The sequence below is a fragment of the Brevibacillus sp. FSL K6-0770 genome, from assembly GCF_038000275.1.
Lineage (GTDB): Bacteria > Bacillota > Bacilli > Brevibacillales > Brevibacillaceae > Brevibacillus > Brevibacillus parabrevis.
This window is the reverse complement of the sequence record NZ_JBBOBQ010000001.1, coordinates 708683-725389: the sequence shown is the minus strand read 5'-3', so window position 1 is coordinate 725389 and position 16707 is coordinate 708683. Positions and strand designations below refer to the sequence as shown.

The window sequence follows — 16707 nt, the reverse complement described above, 5'->3', positions numbered from 1 at the left end:
TAACTTTTCGGGTCTTCGATGTAACAAGCTTACCTACAAGGAAAATATAACGCAGTTATTAAGTTTCAGTCCCCTAACTTTTCGGGTCTTCGATGTAACTTCTCCAAAGCGACTTCCACAGAAACACCCACGGGAGTTTCAGTCCCCTAACTTTTCGGGTCTTCGATGTAACCGACTTCGACTGGCATGCTGAACCCCAGTCGTGACAAGGCTTTCCTCATACTCAACGCCAACAAGAAACCACTCTTTTTTCGAGGATTCATTTTCTGTCAAAAATCACGTCCGATCCTCGAAAATCACGTTGTGCTCATCTTGTTTATTTTTCCCCGCTAAAGAGTAACCATTCGCTCTCATGTTTATAATAAAACATTATCCTCCATCTCATCTATACATTTCTTTAAACGGTCTAGCATCCAAAAAGCCTTTTTCATCCACTACATAAAATAACTTCAACCGCCACTTGAACGCTCCAAATTTCTTCATGGGGAGCAATCCAACTTACTGTTTAAGCTTTCAGAACATAACATGAATCCCAAATCGATTTCATGCTTCTTTCGTTTTTTATTTTCACCCAGACGGCATTTACTTTTGCCTATTATGCAGTGATCTTCACTTCAAATATTTCGTTTAGGCGGAAGAGGAAGTACCTCTGTGCCAAAGAATAAGCATAGGAGTTAGCATTGAGCGTTACTTTATTCATCAAATCGCATCTTTTGGAAAGCACGGGTGATCAATTCCGTGCCTTTTTTAGTGTCTATCTTCTCAACACCACTGTTGGAAATCAACTTGCCTTACTCTTAGAACTGCCTTCCATCAACGCTGGAAGCCCTGCCCTGCTTTAGCACATGTGAACATCAATCAGTGCCAGCCCGTTATCAAGCAGTGGCTTTTCCCCTGCATTCCTTTCCTCCGCCGTTCCATTCAGGACTTCTAATGAGCATAGCTCAACTTAACGGTGGCTTTCATGATCTACATGTCGGAACAGCACTATTCGGTCTTTAATGCAACCACACAAGAGTGCGGACGCGACGATAAGCGCCAGCCATTTCAGTCTGCTTACTTCTCGGGTCCTCAATGTAACAGGTAAAGAACGGTGAGTTGCAGCTATCCCTGCCGTACGTTTCAGTCCCCTCGTTCCTCGGGTCCTCAATGTAACAAAGGCAAACGGCAGTGAGCTTTTAGCTCCTTCCTAGTTTCAGTCCCCTCGTTCCTCGGGTCCTCAATGTAACGGCTCCAACCAATAGGACCGTGGAATACCGGACCGTAGTTTCAGTCCCCTCGTTCCTCGGGTCCTCAATGTAACCATGATCGGAGAAGAAAACTCTTCTGGAACATTTTTGTTTCAGTCCCCTCGTTCCTCGGGTCCTCAATGTAACTACACCGTTAACGTATACGCGGTTGACGATCCAGGGTTTCAGTCCCCTCGTTCCTCGGGTCCTCAATGTAACTTGATTCAGTTTTTGGAGGTGATTTATTCTTGACTATTGGTTTCAGTCCCCTCGTTCCTCGGGTCCTCAATGTAACTATCTTATACGCAAGAAAATTGAGCGTCCTATGACTGTTTCAGTCCCCTCGTTCCTCGGGTCCTCAATGTAACCCGTGGCGCTGGTCGTACAAAGCGCTGATGAATGAGCGTTTCAGTCCCCTCGTTCCTCGGGTCCTCAATGTAACACGGATGCGGTGAACGCGAGGATGGTGTTTCCTACGTGGTTTCAGTCCCCTCGTTCCTCGGGTCCTCAATGTAACCCGTGGCGCTGGTCGTACAAAGCGCTGATGAATGAGCGTTTCAGTCCCCTCGTTCCTCGGGTCCTCAATGTAACGAAGGAAACCGAAGCAGGCTGCGTTTACTTTTTGCAGTTTCAGTCCCCTCGTTCCTCGGGTCCTCAATGTAACGTAGGAGAGTGGAACGAGCCAAGCGGAGCTGTTACTGGTTTCAGTCCCCTCGTTCCTCGGGTCCTCAATGTAACTGCAACTATTCCAACGGAACAAATCCCCAAGCGCTTGTTTCAGTCCCCTCGTTCCTCGGGTCCTCAATGTAACTTCAGTCAACTATGAACTCAAGCGCGATCACCACCAGTTTCAGTCCCCTCGTTCCTCGGGTCCTCAATGTAACTTCGAGTACGCGATTCCTGTATCGGCACTTGTTAAGTTTCAGTCCCCTCGTTCCTCGGGTCCTCAATGTAACAGTGCCAGTTTGTCAAGTTACACAGCACAGTTACCTGCAGTTTCAGTCCCCTCGTTCCTCGGGTCCTCAATGTAACTTTCTCTACCCAGTATTCAAACGTATAAGCCTGACCGTTTCAGTCCCCTCGTTCCTCGGGTCCTCAATGTAACCGACCTCGATCGGCACAACTAAACTCAGTAATACCAAGGCTTTACACGCGTTCACAGCCCTAAGCATTCCTCACTTTTTTCGAGGATTGCATTTCTGCCAAAAAACACGCTCGATCCTCGAAAATCCCTTTTTTCGTCTGTATTGCTTTTCCGCTACCCCTAATACCTAGCCTTAGTATTCACTTTCTTCTGCATAACAATGTACTCTCATGTCAATAATAAATCATTTTCCCCATTTTTATAAGACCCTTCCATCTTTTCCTGACAACAACACCACAACCAATCTCTTCACCTAAAAGGGGAGGGGCAGCCTTCTGTCTTCTGCCCCTGCTCCAACCAAACCACCTAACTCTCTTCACGCGTATACCAAGTAAAATCCCTGCTTGCCCGCTTTTGGTGATACGGAATAAACACCGTTTTCATAACTCGGTCTCGTCCCATCTTTGCACTCGTACCATCAAAAGAACTGATGCTTTCAAAGGTTGCCTTGGGTCCCATGTCATCGAGGTATTGCATCACCACGCATTCACTGAATGCGGTTGGTTCTCCAAGCAAGGCACTGAAAGTTTGCCCCAATTTCTCGCATACTTCTTGACCCACCGCTTGCAGAAAGCTTCCTCGTTTCCCCAAATAATGCAAATGGAGCAGCAACTCCTTCAACAAAGACACTTGCTGTTCGGCAAGCTCCCTTGTTTGGATCGCGATGGCAAGCTCTCCCTCAAAGAAAACATACTCGCGAAACCCTACGGAAGAGATGAACGCAGGTCCTGCCTTTTTGTCTTTTGGCTCCGTTTGAATTTTGACGAAACTGTTATTCACAATGGCCTGTTTGGGTGGCTCAAACCGGATATCCAAATCGCGAATCCAGGAAAAGATTTCTCTCCCCTCGATTCCTTTGCGAAAAGCGGCATCAAGCAATGCCATTTTTACACTGTACATGGTTGGTACGAGATTCGTTTTTCCACCCGAGCTTGTCGAAGATGACGTCCTCAAGGAAAACAGAGCGTTGGGCGAGTACGTAGTCACAAGCCACATACATTTACCCTACCTGTTCGATCAAATCGACCATGATTTTTGTAAATTCAGCTTGAGACGAATACTCATAGGTGGTAATCGCCTCTGGGTACAGTCGGTTCAACTGTTCCTGTATGCTCAACAGTTCCTCGGAAAAGTTTTTCTTCAGAGGGCTGACCGTCGGGGCTGGCACAGTAGATGCAGAGACAGAGACAACACCTGTAAAGTTCAAAATGTGCGGAAATTGCGTATTTCTATGTGCGCCAAGCGGCTTGATAAAAGTGAGCAAAACGCTTTCCAGCAACGCCTTTACTCTCTCCTTGCGCGCTTCGACCGGAATTTGATGCTCGCGCTCCACATCGTTAAACCCGACCCGGGATAGTTCCGCATTCATGACAACGGCATACTCGCCGGAGCTGGCTGGTCTGTAGAAAATGTTTTGTCCGAGATTGGCGCCAGATTCTCCCCCCGATCCCTGCCCACGATTCGGATCGAATTTTACATGAAAATAAGATTCGGTCCTTGTTTTGTCCGGGAGGCCGATCATCCAGCCAAACTCCACCGTAGATTTCCGTGGAGTAGAACGTCCGCCCTGGGTAATCAATACGCCTTCGAGATCATCCACGGCGCAATGCTGGAGAACTTTTTTTACCGTTTCTCCGATGGCATTTTTGTCTCCAAGAGTTTGAATAAAGTCACTATCTGCGTTGATCCGGTTTGCATTAAACTTCTGGCAGCCTGCACATAACGGCAAGCCTTTTTCCACCGCAATCCCGTGCAAATGCTCGGCTTGCATGTGTTTCAACATATCGCCGGAAATCGCATTGACAACGGTTGGCTCTCCCTCTCCATCCACGATATGAACCATGCGTGTCTGAAGCTGATTGCCCTCGGCTCCCTCATTGTTCAAAGCATGCATATCGAGAGTCAGCAATCCCGAGATTGACAAAGACTGAAACGGTACGCTCATATTTCTTCCTCCTCACTTGTATATGCCAAGTCTACTTCTTGATCTTCTGTATCTGCATCTGTTCCCTTGCCATCCTTGCACGAGGCAAAGGCGATCAACAGCATCGCTATCGCTTCCGTTTCCTTTTGACTCGGAAAACGGTCCATCAGCTCGGCAAACTCTTGTAAATCTTGCATAGAGACCCGTTTGCGCCGACGTCCTGGCGCTTCCCTTAACTGCTCCTCACGTCTCGCGTTTTCATAGTTGAATTGGGAAATAAAATCGCTAATGACCGTCAGCAGCTCCTCGCGAAATTTGGCTTTTCTTTTGATTTCCTGAAACAGCCCGTATTTGACTTCAAAAATTTGTCTGCCCTTCGCTTTTACATACTGCTCGCTGACCGTCGCTTGTCTGATCGCCTTGGCGATGTTTTGAAAGCCGGAGTTATTGATAATATCTACTACAGGCAGCCGAGGTTGGCTCAACGTAAACAACTCCTCCAAATGATTTTTCACAAAAGACCTCATCGGTTTTTTAGCTTCCCTGCGCTTCATGCTCCAGCAACCATAGCTGCCCAGAAATCGGAGAAACGACAGCCAATCATCGCCGGAAAGAAAATCGCGGTACAAATGGAGCAACTCGGCTTCTTCCGTCTTATCCTCATCCAGTAAAAACAACACGTCGCGATGCTCCTTGATGAGCGTTTCCCACCGTGCGATATCCGCTTCATCCCGCACTTTAAACCAATGCGGCAAGCCGATGCTCGCAATATTGGAAATGGGTTTGGCTGAACCTAATGATTTGAAATAAGCGGTCTGAACAGCGGAAAAGATATCCCTGGGCGTCTCGCCGACTTGCATCCGAAAACTCCAAAATGTATCTGTTGGAACATCTACTTTACTCACGAGGAACAAAACCAAGTCAAAAACAGCCAATATGTCTGCCTTCCGCGATGTGCGCACATAGCTGAACTTATGCTCTTCCAACTCATTTAGGTGACGGTAGCTCGCTTTTGCCGGAACCACCACGTTCATTTTGATGTCGTCACCAATCGAGTTTCCAGATAGGACAACATCTGAACCGATAAAACGCAACCATTCCTCAAACCAGTCGACAAACGAAGACGGCAACGGACCACGTGTTGCACCATCTGCTTTTAGGCGATTGATTCCTTTCCCTACGCTCGGATTAAACACTTGCACAGCAGCGACTTTAGGATTGAATTTAGTTGCAGCCTCACTGGTGAGTTGCCCGTTTGCAAGAGCTTCCAATTTCGCAATTACCGCCTGTGCCAGTTCTTCCGGTTTCGCGTAGACAATCTCCTCCAGCAATTTGTTCCGGGCACTGATGCCTTGCAGCACATTGACTTTTTGGTAGACATAAAAACGGGGCGACACATTCGGAAGCTCCTCCCGCTCTTCCCCTCCCTTTTTCCGTTTGCGCTCCTCCCGGTAAGCATCTGCGATCGCCTTGTTCGCCACATAATCATAGGGAACGATACCATCAGGAGCATTTTCCCCAGGCTTTGTCACGATAAAAGAGTAGAGCGGCTCCCGTTGCAGGATGGAGACTCTTTCTGCATTCAGCTCGATCGGCTCTGCTAACTCGACACAAAATCGGCTGCTCTGCTCCGTAACGGTTACCAGCGAGCCATCTCCTCCTTGCAAGGCCCGGAGCATTTTCGTCAAACCGACAGCAGCAAGCGTGTCTGCATAGGTCCCGGTTCGCTTTCCCACGTAAAACTCACGATAACCAGCCATCTGTTTCCTCCTTCCCGTCATTCTTCTGGTTTTTTAGCTGTTGCGATGCCCGATCCGCGAGCCGCAATCTGCGTGACAAATACCAGTACATCGCCAGCACGTCGTTGTTGCGCAGCCAACTCACAAGCTCGTCCATGCGATGCTGAATCGTTTGCGGCTTTAAAAACGGCTCATAAGGCAAATCTTGCAGGCTTTTCAGCACATGCTCTCTGGCTCCCTTGCAAAAGACAATCGTGTCAGACTCCTTGCTGTAGGCGTTGTGATGGCGCATGATCGCAAGCAGGAGCGGAACCGCAACTTTCCTGTCAAATGTCTTTCCGCACCATTCCTGCAAAGCAACCGCCCCTTCCACAGCATGATGTGGCGGCCTGTATTTCCCTATCCGATAAGCAGCCAGCTCTTCCGGATTCGTGGCATCAAAATCGGTGTGAGCGAGCAATTCCAGCTCTGCTTTTTGTTTGTACTCCGTCTGCCAGCGACGCATTTTTCGCTGGACTTCCACTCCCAGCTTCCCCACATCGTGCAAGGCCGTCACCAGATCAGCTATTTCCTCCACTTGGACTGGATTCATCCGAAACCTTTTGGAAAGAAAGTTCGTTGCCTGTAAATATTTCGCTCTCTCCTCTCTGTTGATTTTGCGAACGTCTTGTACGTGCTCCAAATACGTTTCTCGCTGGTAGCTAAAACGCTGGGAAGATACCTTTTGTTCATTCTCCAAAAATTCCGACACCCGCTCCCCTGCTTCTTCGCAGTTCAACGGCTCTTTTTGAAGCTGCAATCCCACAACCGGATCGTACTTCGCGAGCTTGGGCGATAAAAGCACCGTCATATGAGCGAGGACTTCTTTGGGAGATCGAATCGGCTTCCATGCAACACGCGCTGAAATATCCTGATCATCTGGAAACTGGGGAACAAAAATCAGTTGGTTGTTTTCCCATTTTTCCGCTGTCCACTCCAAGCCGCTCAGAAAAAAGTAAAGCCCTCTGCGCCCGATGGAGACCATTTCCGGCTTCCGATGCAAATCCACCTCTTCAAGCGAGTGATGAATAATGATCGAAACATTATCGATGGCCCGGATCAGCTCGCCCATCTCTGCATCTCCGCGTATCAAAGCCCTGGTAACTTGATCTTCCCGCAAAAACAGATCATGCATGACCAACGCGATTCGTTTCTGGTCAATTGCGCCGTGCACCGTTTCGATCAGCTGCTTTTCCAATTCATGCGTGATGATTGTTCCCGGTTCAAGCTCCTTCAGCGCCCGCTCCGTTCCAAGCATGATTTGGTAATCGTCGTTTTCTTCCTTTTTACGCTGCGAGGAGACATATGGCAGAAAATGTTCTACGCCTCCTTCCCTTAGCGAGTACACCTCCACAGTCCCTTCCTGATTGGCAAAACGTGCACATCTCCCCACCCGCTGCAAAAGCGCATTGGCTGGACACAAATCTGTCAGCAAAAGTTTGGCAGAAATATCTAGCCCGGCTTCTACGACTTGGGTCGCGATCAGGATCGCTTCCTTTTCCGAATCCCGGGAAAAAGCTTGCGTCACCCAAGACTCCACCTCTTCCCGGTGTTTGGGGAACATGCGCGAATGCAATACGCGGACCTCGATTGACCGCCCCTGATTTTCCAGGATGTCCGCCAGCTCGAAGTACAAGCTCTGCGCCCGTTTGACTTCATTGACAATGACCAATGTTCGTCCGCCCTGGTGTCTGTCTGCAATATCCTGGCCGCTCATTCGCTTGTCGCGCCAGTACAGGCTGCGCTTTCTCGTGGACAGCTTGTTCAACTCTGCTGATTGCAATTCCACGCTCATGCCATCGAGATGTGTCACCAGCGCCGACACCACCGGCTCTGGAGAAGTAGCTGTCATCAACAAAAAGCGCGTATACGGGTGCAGCCGTTTCATCATATCCAGGAATGTCGGCAGCGCTTCCGTGTACGACAGCAAATGAAATTCATCAATGACCACATACGCACCGATCAAAGCTCCGGCAGGAATGTTGGCCGCTGCCTTTGACGTTCCGAAAGGCAAGCCGATGTAGGCGCTCAGCAATTGATCAATGGTCGTGAAAATGACATCGCCTTGGAACAGCGGATCGTTTGGTTGGTTGCCCATTTGGAGTGTTGGTGTAATGCCTTGTTGTTTTAGCGTTTCTTTTGTGGATTCATAGAGGGAAGAAGCTAATGTACGGAGAGGTAAACAATAGATGACACGGTCTGCAAAATCCCTTTTTTGCTTACGGGCATACAAGAAAGGAAAAAGAGCTGCCCACGTTTTGCCTGCGCCAGTTGGAGCGGTCAATACCAGATTGCGGCTTTGCAGCAGCAGTTCAGCGACTTTTATCTGGTAAGGGTACGGCTCAATCGTGGTGTTTGCTGATCCAGAGTTGAACAACTTTGAAAAGAGGTCCCGCATGTGACACCCCCATTTTCGTTTACAAGCTTTTAGTCCCCATAACAGGTCATTTTCTATGCTAAGAAATTTTAGCAATAAGTTTCAGTTCCCTTAGTAAAAATCGGGTATGTACCAAAAATACCATGTTTTACCACTAAATTCAACCATCCCTTATTCTTAAATTTTATGGTAATCAAAAAAATGGAGGTGGTCATATAGAAGCCTGATTGCACAGGCCCATATATAACTCAACCCCCACTAAAGAAAACTCTTTAATTTCCTTTCCCTGTCCATCTATTAGTTAATCTATAGGTGAGTCACCCTCACCCGCCCCAAATCAAACGCAGTATTCTTCCCAACATGGGTATGCTCGGCTGCCTTCAACCACGGTAGAAACTCCGCAATTTCCCCTTCATACAAAGCCCATCCCACTACTCCGCCCATCTTCATCTTGACATCCTGTCTCACAGAATACCGATCATAATCAAGCCACTTGACCCGCTTTTCCACAAGTCTCACTCTCTCCGCACGCTCCACCAGCTCACGAATCGGCCACTCTGGCTGAACATCATGATGAAATTGCAGCAAGCCTGTCATACGGCGTAAAAGGGTACGAAACAACACAGAGAACTGCACATCAGTCGTATATTGGCCTTTCCACTTCAACCGCAAAGGCGTTTCAAAAAAAATCATCACTTTCTCCACGCCACCAGCTCCGTCTATCCGAGCACGCTCCCGCTCTATAATCTCTTTACCTGTCAGGACAACTGGCTGGTGCACAATCCCGCTCTCAAGATTCATGTACATGCTTCGATGCTTCCCGTTGTACTCGTCCCTGTTTTCCACATGAATGAGCCGAAACGGTTTTCTGCCTTTGCCGATCCCTTCCCGCCCCAGCTCTTTAAAAGCCGTCACGAACAAAGGAGCGTAATCAATCGCCTTGCCAAACAGCCGCAAATCAAACGTGAGCAAGTCGCCTGCTTCATAGTGCGTCTGCTTATCCTGCGGCACCTCGAACAAATATGGACGAGGGACTTGATCGTATTTCCCCATAAACCCGTCCTCTTGGTCCGGTCTGGTTTCGAAAATGTACGGATAGGCGCAGTAAGATAAGGCTGTACAGGAGCTGCAAGCTTGCTCAGGATGCATACAGGACAAGCGTTTGAACACGTGACCAAAAGCTCCGCGAAAAGTCGACGCCTTCCAGGCCGGCAGCTCCAGCCCCTGCTCCCCTGCCTCCAAAGTAAAACGATATTGCGCAATTCTCAGTTCTTCAAACAACGGTTAGCCTCCTTGCCAGTCCCCTTGATCGGGTCTTATCTGGATAAATTCGGGATTGCTTCTAACTTTCCTCCATGCATCAACGGCAAAAAACGCCTCCTCACAAGGAAAAAAGGCGCTTCTCGCTTTCAGGGACAATGGCTGCTTTCGTCCAGATTTCGTGCATTTTTTCGAATAACACTCCTCTTGCTCGCAAATCGCAAGGGACTTCCATGTAACTGCCAGTAGCAGTCATGTACAGACCCGCACGGTCCACTCGCCACCCCAGCAACTGTTCTACCGCATGCGCATACAGTTGAAGCTGAGGCGTGTATGTTTCGACAATTCGTTTGGCCTGTGCCGCATTTTTGTACTTGTGCGTTTTGAAATCCACGATGGTAGCCTTGCCGTCTGGCCTTACCCATACCTTGTCCATGACTCCATTCAGCAACAAGGGGCCTTTGTCCTGATCGTCTCCGAACAATCGGATTGCAAACGGCATTTCACTGTGAAGAGTCTTCGCCCGACGACATTCCTTATGCAGTTCACTCTTCATGTAGGTCGCTACATCATTTTTCACGTGCTCCCAGGCGGTTTCAAGCGCCTCCCGACTCGTCAGTCCTATCGAAGCCAGTGCCATTTTCAAAAGATGCTCGCAAGCATAATCCAGGTCATGGTCCCCTTGCAAATGCTCCAATATCCGATGCAAGACATGGCCCCATTCGTATGCCTGCAAACGGTTGCTTTCGTGACGCCAATAGGAGACAGACTCGTTCCTCTTCTGCTTTTTCTGTTCATCTGCCAACAGCTCGACCCATTCTGACACGCTCCATATTCGTTGCGAAAAGCGGTTTTTCCGTGCGGTTACATGCTTCTCACTTGTTGGAGAATCGAGCTTTTCCATCGCAGTGACTTTCTGCGTCGCACGCAAGAATGGCCCATGCGACATCCCCACCCTTACTTGCAAACTCCAGTCCGGTCTTCGTATCACCTGATCGCTTGCCCCATTCCGCAACTCGGGAACAAGAAACGGGAGCCAATCAAACCAATTGGAGCACTCTTCAATGGAAGGCTTATCCGTAAAAGAGGCGGCAGCCCCAGAGAAAATCAGCTGTTCCTGCGCACGTGTCATGGCAACGTACAGCAATCTCTTTTGTTCGTCAATCACGGCTTTGCGCTCGTCTTCGCAAGCACGAATATAGCCGAGTGTAGGGAGCCACTCTTTGACGTCCTGATGATAATGCTGATTGGCCAAGCCCCAATCGCGACTGAAATGCAGCCTCCCGATTCCTTTTGTGTACCGATGGGAAAGGTCAGGGACAAACACAATCGGAAACTCTAACCCTTTCGCTGCATGAATGGTCATGATTTTGACTTTGCCGTGCGCATTCTCTTTTTGTTGGGTATCCTCCTTATCGTCCCCTTCACGAAGCCGCTGCCACCAGAGTAGCAAATCCGAGAGATGAAACTCCCCTCGCTTCTCCAGCTCATCTGCCAAAGCGATTACTGGGGCAAAATCCGGAAAGCCCAATTGCTCCGCCAGCCCTTCCTCATACAAGAGCATATGGAGCCAATCAGCCAGTCCTGCTACTTTATGAAGGCTTCTTGCTCTCAGCAATATTCTTTTTGCCTCCCGCAAACACTTTCGGTCTTCTGCTGAACAACTGATGTCTTCATTTTCCATGAAGTTCAAAAAGCCTTGCCTCAGTCCAGCTTGCTCTGCCACCCTCCACAAGCCATGCTCAGACAAGCCAACAAGCGGCCCGCGCAGAAAACCGAGCAATGCAATGTCATCCTCCACATTTTCCACCAAGCGAACCAGGTGATAAAGATCGTGGACAGCCTGTCGCTTCCAGTACCCATTTCCTGCATGCACGACATATGGGATCTCCAGTTCCTCCAAAGCTTGCTGATATTTGACTAGATGAGTCCGCGTCTGTAACAGGATGGCAACATCTCCCCATAATGCAGGACCTAATTCATTGATACGCTGAGCCACTAACCGTGCTTCTGCTTCCCGAGGATCACAGTCCTCCTCCAATGCAGGGATCAATACTTCCACAACTGGTTGATTGGATGAACGGGACTCAGACAACCCTGAGACGATCTCACCGTCCCCGAACAATTGTCTGGTCATTTCTGCAAAAAACGCCACCAAGGAAGGAGCAGAACGAAAATTCTCCCGCATGGAAATGTACGCATCACTGTCTCCCAGCTGTTTGCGCATCTGTTCAAATCCGCTTACATCTGCCCCGCGAAATCGGTAAATGGATTGCCTTGCATCTCCGACCATGAACAAAGATGCTGTACTGTCGCTTCCTGCTTCAAGCTGCTCCAGAATCTGCTGTTGAATCGGGCTGGTATCCTGGTATTCATCAACCAAGACATGCGTATACATCATGCCATATTTTTCGCGCAGTTCTTTATGATCGTGAAGCAACATATACGCTTTTCTCTGCAAATCGGCAAAGTCGCACCAGCCATAAATTTCTTTCAGTATGTGATAAGCTTGATCTGTCCTCTCCATCCAGGCAAAAAAACTTTCACGGAAGCGTGCCGTTTGATCCGTCAAAAGCTCTCTCCAAAGCTGATCCTTTTTCCATACAGACAGTTTCCCAAAACAATCTTTGACTTCCTTAGAAACATTTCTTGTCACTTCACCGAACAAACTGTGCAGGCATTTTTCCGCCTGCAAGCACACCGTTTCCTCTTTTGACGCTCTTGAATGAGGGCGCTGCCATCCTAATCGGGTATAGACCTGCCAGGCCGCCAAGATTTTTTCCATTCGTGCCAGCGTTCCTGATGCTTTAACTGCACTTCCCTCGGAAATGGTATGGAGTTGACTCATGATCGTTTGTATTTCCTCCTGGCACTTTCTTACCTCATCGGCCAATCGCGCTTCTGTTTTTGCCTGAAGCGCATCCAGGCTATACGAAGTCTCCCGCCAATGTTCATAAAAAGCGAGAAACAAATCCAGTGCCGTTTTTGGGCCACATTGTTCCACCCAATGGATCAGCTCATCGGAATTGCCGCTGTATAATTCCCGTTCGATCGTTTCACGCAAAAATGAATGGGATGTAGACTCATCCAGCATGGCAAACGCCGGGTCTACATCTGCCAGCAGCGGGTTATCCCTGACAATCCTGCCGCAAAAGCGATGAAAAGTAAGGACCGTTACGTCTGTCTTTCCCAGCTTGCGATCTATTCGCTCTTTCATCTCGTTAGCCGCTTGATCTGAAAACGTCAGGGCCAGTATCCGTTCCGGCGCGATACCAATGTGGTCAATCAGGTGTTGTACGCGTGCAGTCAATACCCGCGTCTTTCCAGCCCCCGCGCCCGCCGAAACAAGAATCCGGGAACCTTTTGCTTCAACCGCCAGTCGCTGTGACTCCGTCAGCTTCTCCATGTCTTCCCTTCATCCCTTCGACAAACGCTTTGAAATGAACATTGCTTGCACTGCAAAATAGAACGCGGGCGCGGCAAGACATCTCCCGAAGCCATCGCTTCCCTCAACTGGAAAAGCTGCTCCACGATACTTGTTTTATAAGCTTCAAATTCCGCTTTCGATGAAAAGACCATGTGCCCACCGCTCCCCTGATCTTTTAAAACAGAAAATCTTCCCTCCACTGATTGAGCCTTTTCAGGATCAATGCTCTCAAAGGCAATCAAGTACAATGCCATTTGCAGATCAGAGCCGCACTCCATCTCCCGGCTGGTTGGACTTTTCGATAGCTTGTAATCAATAATTTTGAATCTATCGCAAGCAAGTTCAATCCTGTCAATAATCCCCGAAAGGCGCAATTCTTTTTGATTTTTGCGAATCAGCAAAGGTTCTCCTGTTGAACGGGGGTCCATTTTTTCCAAATGCACTCGTCCAAATCCCCACTCGGCAAGTTGAACGATTCCCTCTCTGCTTAACAGTTGATCGCCTTCTTTCAAAAGGAACGATTCCAAATCTTTTTTGAGGCTGCTGCACTGCCCTTCCCATTTTGGACCATGGAGACAATACTTTCGTTCATACCGTTGCAGTTCCTCGTCCAAATAAACAGCCGCCTGCTGGATAAGCTCATCGACAGCATTAAGCTGTTCCCCAACCAGCAGTCTAAGAACATGATGGATGATGCTCCCGATATCGGTTGGCAGCAATCTTTCATGACGTACTACTTCTTCTCTCACTGCTAACACACGACTGGCAAAGTAAGCAAATGGACATTTGGCGTAATCATCTATTCCTGTCACACTGATCGGTACACGCTCGTCAAAAAAACGTGGGGCGACCGTGCTTTTTGTTTTGAAACTGTTTTTCTTCGTAATCTTGTTGAATTTTGGCTTATCACTTTTGCCCTCGACGTACTGCCAATCTGCTTCTCCAAAACGTTCTTTCAAATAATCGGCTGGAACTGTCGGACGCCCACGCTCTCCTCGCAAAGGCATGGACAGGATGACCTCCCGTTGACCAGACATCACCGCCAGGTCATACAGCCGATCATTTTCTTGACGTTGCTCACTAGCGGAGGGTAGCTTCACATTCGTGATTGATCGGTCCTGCTCAACTAATTGCCAAATCCAGTGTGGAGTATATGACTGTGGCCAAATGCCATCAGCCAACCCGGCAATATATGTACAAGCAAATTTTGCCCCAGAGATTTGATCCGCCAGAAGGACATGAACTCCTTCCCCCTTCGTATCACAAAGCAGCTGATGAAAGGCCATTCGTTGACGCAGCCATTTCATCACTCGTTCCAGACTGATCAATCTTCCCTGTTCCTCACCGTGAACACTCAGGGCAATTTCCCGACGTGTTCGGAAAATACTCCGAATTGTTTCGTACTCCATACTCTGGATGGCGCTTCGTTTTCCTTTTCTCATCCACTTTTCGTCTTGATCGATCCACTCTAACATGCTAGTGAGATGATTCTCCCACGTTTCATCATCTGCTAAAGCTCGAAGACGCCGTCTTAACCAGAAAAGAAATTTGACCCACTTTTGAGCATAGCTTTCAGACGCTTGAACAAGCTGGCTCTCTCCGGCTTCTGTCAAATAGTGATTGCGGAGCCGACTTCGTGCTGCTTGCCCCTTGAACAAAGCAAGCCATCGGGAAAACTCCGCAGCAACACCCGATTCTTTGATGACAGCCCGTCCCCAGGCGACTTCTGCATCCGACATGCCAGCCATCTTGGAACATAAACTGGCACAAATCAGCAGGTGCGTGCGTTTCCAGTCGGTTCTCTTCAGCTCCATTACTGCCAAAAGCCGCTTCGTCACTGACAAATTCAACAAAGAGCTGCTTCCCGCTTCTTTTACCTGCACACCTTTCGCTCGCAGTTCGCGCTTCGCCACTGTAAGGTAACCATCATTTGGGCAAACAACAGCGATTTCCTCTGCCAAAAAGCCTTCGTTAAGCCGCTGAATAATATCTTCGCTTATTTTTTGCATTTCATCATAGACATTCATTCCCACTAAACATCTAAAAGACTTGCTCGTGTTGCTTGCTATATGTGGTGAGGTGAAAATGACTTCCGTGGGCAGTCTGGAGATGGATTCCAACATGCCTGCAATTTCAGGCAACTCGGGAAAATCCCCTTCTACAATGACAAGCTCCGTCGACAAATCAGCTACTGTATATGGCTCTTTCAAGTATTCACTTGCCATGTCCATCAGTTGTCCGGCTTCCTTGTAAGACACGGAACGATTTTCCACGAGTGTAACGTAAGATTCATAAACAAGACCGAGTTCTGCCAGAACAGGCAGGGCGACGCTTCTCAAGATAGAGCGCCAGTTCTCTTGGGGACGTTTTTCCAAATCCTCCATCCACAAGGCAACAGACTTAACCATTCCTGCATGACGCAAGCTATTCTTTAGCAGAGGAATTTTCCCCTCTTCTTCAAGCCGCAGCATGACTGTCTCTACCAGATCCTCCCGCATTGGCTGGTCGATTCGAACGTACGAATGCCCATTTTGTTGCATAATACGATCCACCAGCTGATGCAGCGTCAGCCACTTGATTCCGATATATCCGCCTGTCGCCTGTAGCAGTTCTTGTTTTCTTTGCTGGATGAATACAGAGTGGCTTCCGATAAAAACGACGCTTTTCCGTTCCCGCACAGCTTTTTCCAGTACAGCAATGCTATTTTGCTCAGTAAATGTCATTGCAATATCTCCGGTACTCACAATCATGACAGCGTGCCCGCGAGGTTGGTTCGGGGAACGCCTCACTCTCCAGCATGCGGCGAATGACGGTCAGGCTGTCCTGGACATGTTTGCGCATAGCATCATTTATTTTCACAGGATGTACCGTTTTCGTAGGAATTTGATAAATAATCGCTTCCTGAACAGGGACTTGAAAATGCTCCTCCAGCAACATGGCATACGCGGTTGCCTGATACTTGGCATTTGTAAAAATACGATTTTCCGTGTATTTAAATTCCACAGGAATATAGTGGGTCATCCCTTTTTTCTGATAAGCAATCGTCAAATCGAGCTTGCCATACAAGCCGAGAGATTCACTCTTCAATTGCAGGTGAAACAATCGCCCTCCTTCTGTCAGCCCATACGAGCGATACCCTCTTCGCTTTTCGAGACGATCCAACTCAATGTGCTCGGCTACACCGTGATTCATTTTGTAGGACACTGGTCGGGGAACTGGCATCACATAAAAATAATAAGGAATGCGCGCGCAATACAAGTGTTGCTTCAAATCAGTGACATTCAACTCCAACCCGTCATGGAAAGTGCGGTTCTCAGAGAAAGTGGACGTTTTCAATTTCTTTCACCTGCTTTATATCTTTTTCGCACATCGGGTACATCTGAATGTTTCCCACGTCTACGCCAAGAATCTTTTTCAAAAGTAAAAACAATTCTTGCATCCGGTTGAGCGAAAGCTCCCCCTTGAAAGCACTGTACTGCACGCGGTATAAGCCATAGTCTTTGCAGGCATTGGCTACTCTGTTCCGGACTTTATCATCTTGCACGTCGTAGATCACAAGTAGATGCAT

Annotated in this window: 9 protein-coding genes and 2 CRISPR repeat arrays (1 of these 11 running past the window's edge); all 9 genes read right to left on the bottom strand. The window is 48.4% G+C overall.

The window, feature by feature from the left end:
- Positions 1-172: direct repeats of the CRISPR family, unit length 37 nt; it reaches 160 nt to the left of the window's first position.
- Positions 173-1043: 871 nt separating this feature from the next.
- Positions 1044-2334: a CRISPR direct-repeat array (repeat unit 37 nt; unit sequence GTTTCAGTCCCCTCGTTCCTCGGGTCCTCAATGTAAC).
- A gap of 345 nt (positions 2335-2679) precedes the next feature.
- The 9 genes from NST23_RS03810 to cas2 all read right to left on the bottom strand — a co-directional run bounded on the left by NST23_RS03810 (position 2680) and on the right by cas2 (position 16707).
- Positions 2680-3189 (bottom strand): type I-A CRISPR-associated protein Cas5, encoded by a 510-nt coding sequence (locus NST23_RS03810; RefSeq protein ID WP_141254171.1) that lies wholly within the window; start codon positions 3187-3189, stop codon positions 2680-2682.
- Between the two features lie 184 nt (positions 3190-3373).
- Entirely contained in the window at positions 3374-4318 is a 945-nt protein-coding gene (locus NST23_RS03805) for a DevR family CRISPR-associated autoregulator (protein ID WP_122965502.1), read from the bottom strand.
- Positions 4315-6057 carry a hypothetical protein gene (locus NST23_RS03800; protein ID WP_340963145.1) on the bottom strand — a complete coding sequence of 581 codons (1743 nt, stop codon included), beginning with the start codon at positions 6055-6057 and terminating at the stop codon, positions 4315-4317. Before NST23_RS03800 ends, NST23_RS03805 begins: the two co-directional genes overlap by 4 nt.
- Positions 6041-8473 (bottom strand): CRISPR-associated helicase Cas3', encoded by a 2433-nt coding sequence (gene cas3 / locus NST23_RS03795; protein WP_340963143.1) that lies wholly within the window; start codon positions 8471-8473, stop codon positions 6041-6043. Before cas3 ends, NST23_RS03800 begins: the two co-directional genes overlap by 17 nt.
- Before the next feature lie 285 nt (positions 8474-8758).
- Complete coding sequence (gene cas6, locus NST23_RS03790) at positions 8759-9733, bottom strand: CRISPR system precrRNA processing endoribonuclease RAMP protein Cas6 (protein ID WP_217022517.1); 975 nt, start codon at positions 9731-9733, stop codon at positions 8759-8761.
- A gap of 100 nt (positions 9734-9833) precedes the next feature.
- Positions 9834-13118: a UvrD-helicase domain-containing protein gene (locus NST23_RS03785; RefSeq protein WP_340963141.1), complete on the bottom strand. Its 3285-nt coding sequence runs from the start codon at positions 13116-13118 to the stop codon at positions 9834-9836.
- Positions 13106-15862: a PD-(D/E)XK nuclease family protein gene (locus tag NST23_RS03780; RefSeq protein ID WP_340963138.1), complete on the bottom strand. Its 2757-nt coding sequence runs from the start codon at positions 15860-15862 to the stop codon at positions 13106-13108. The genes NST23_RS03785 and NST23_RS03780 overlap by 13 nt, the downstream gene beginning before the upstream one ends.
- A complete protein-coding gene (gene cas4, locus NST23_RS03775) occupies positions 15849-16475 on the bottom strand; it encodes a CRISPR-associated protein Cas4 (protein ID WP_340963136.1) in 627 nt (208 codons plus the stop codon). The genes NST23_RS03780 and cas4 overlap by 14 nt, the downstream gene beginning before the upstream one ends.
- On the bottom strand, positions 16453-16707 hold the full coding sequence (cas2, locus tag NST23_RS03770; RefSeq protein WP_122965509.1) for a CRISPR-associated endonuclease Cas2: 255 nt from the start codon (positions 16705-16707) through the stop codon (positions 16453-16455). Before cas2 ends, cas4 begins: the two co-directional genes overlap by 23 nt.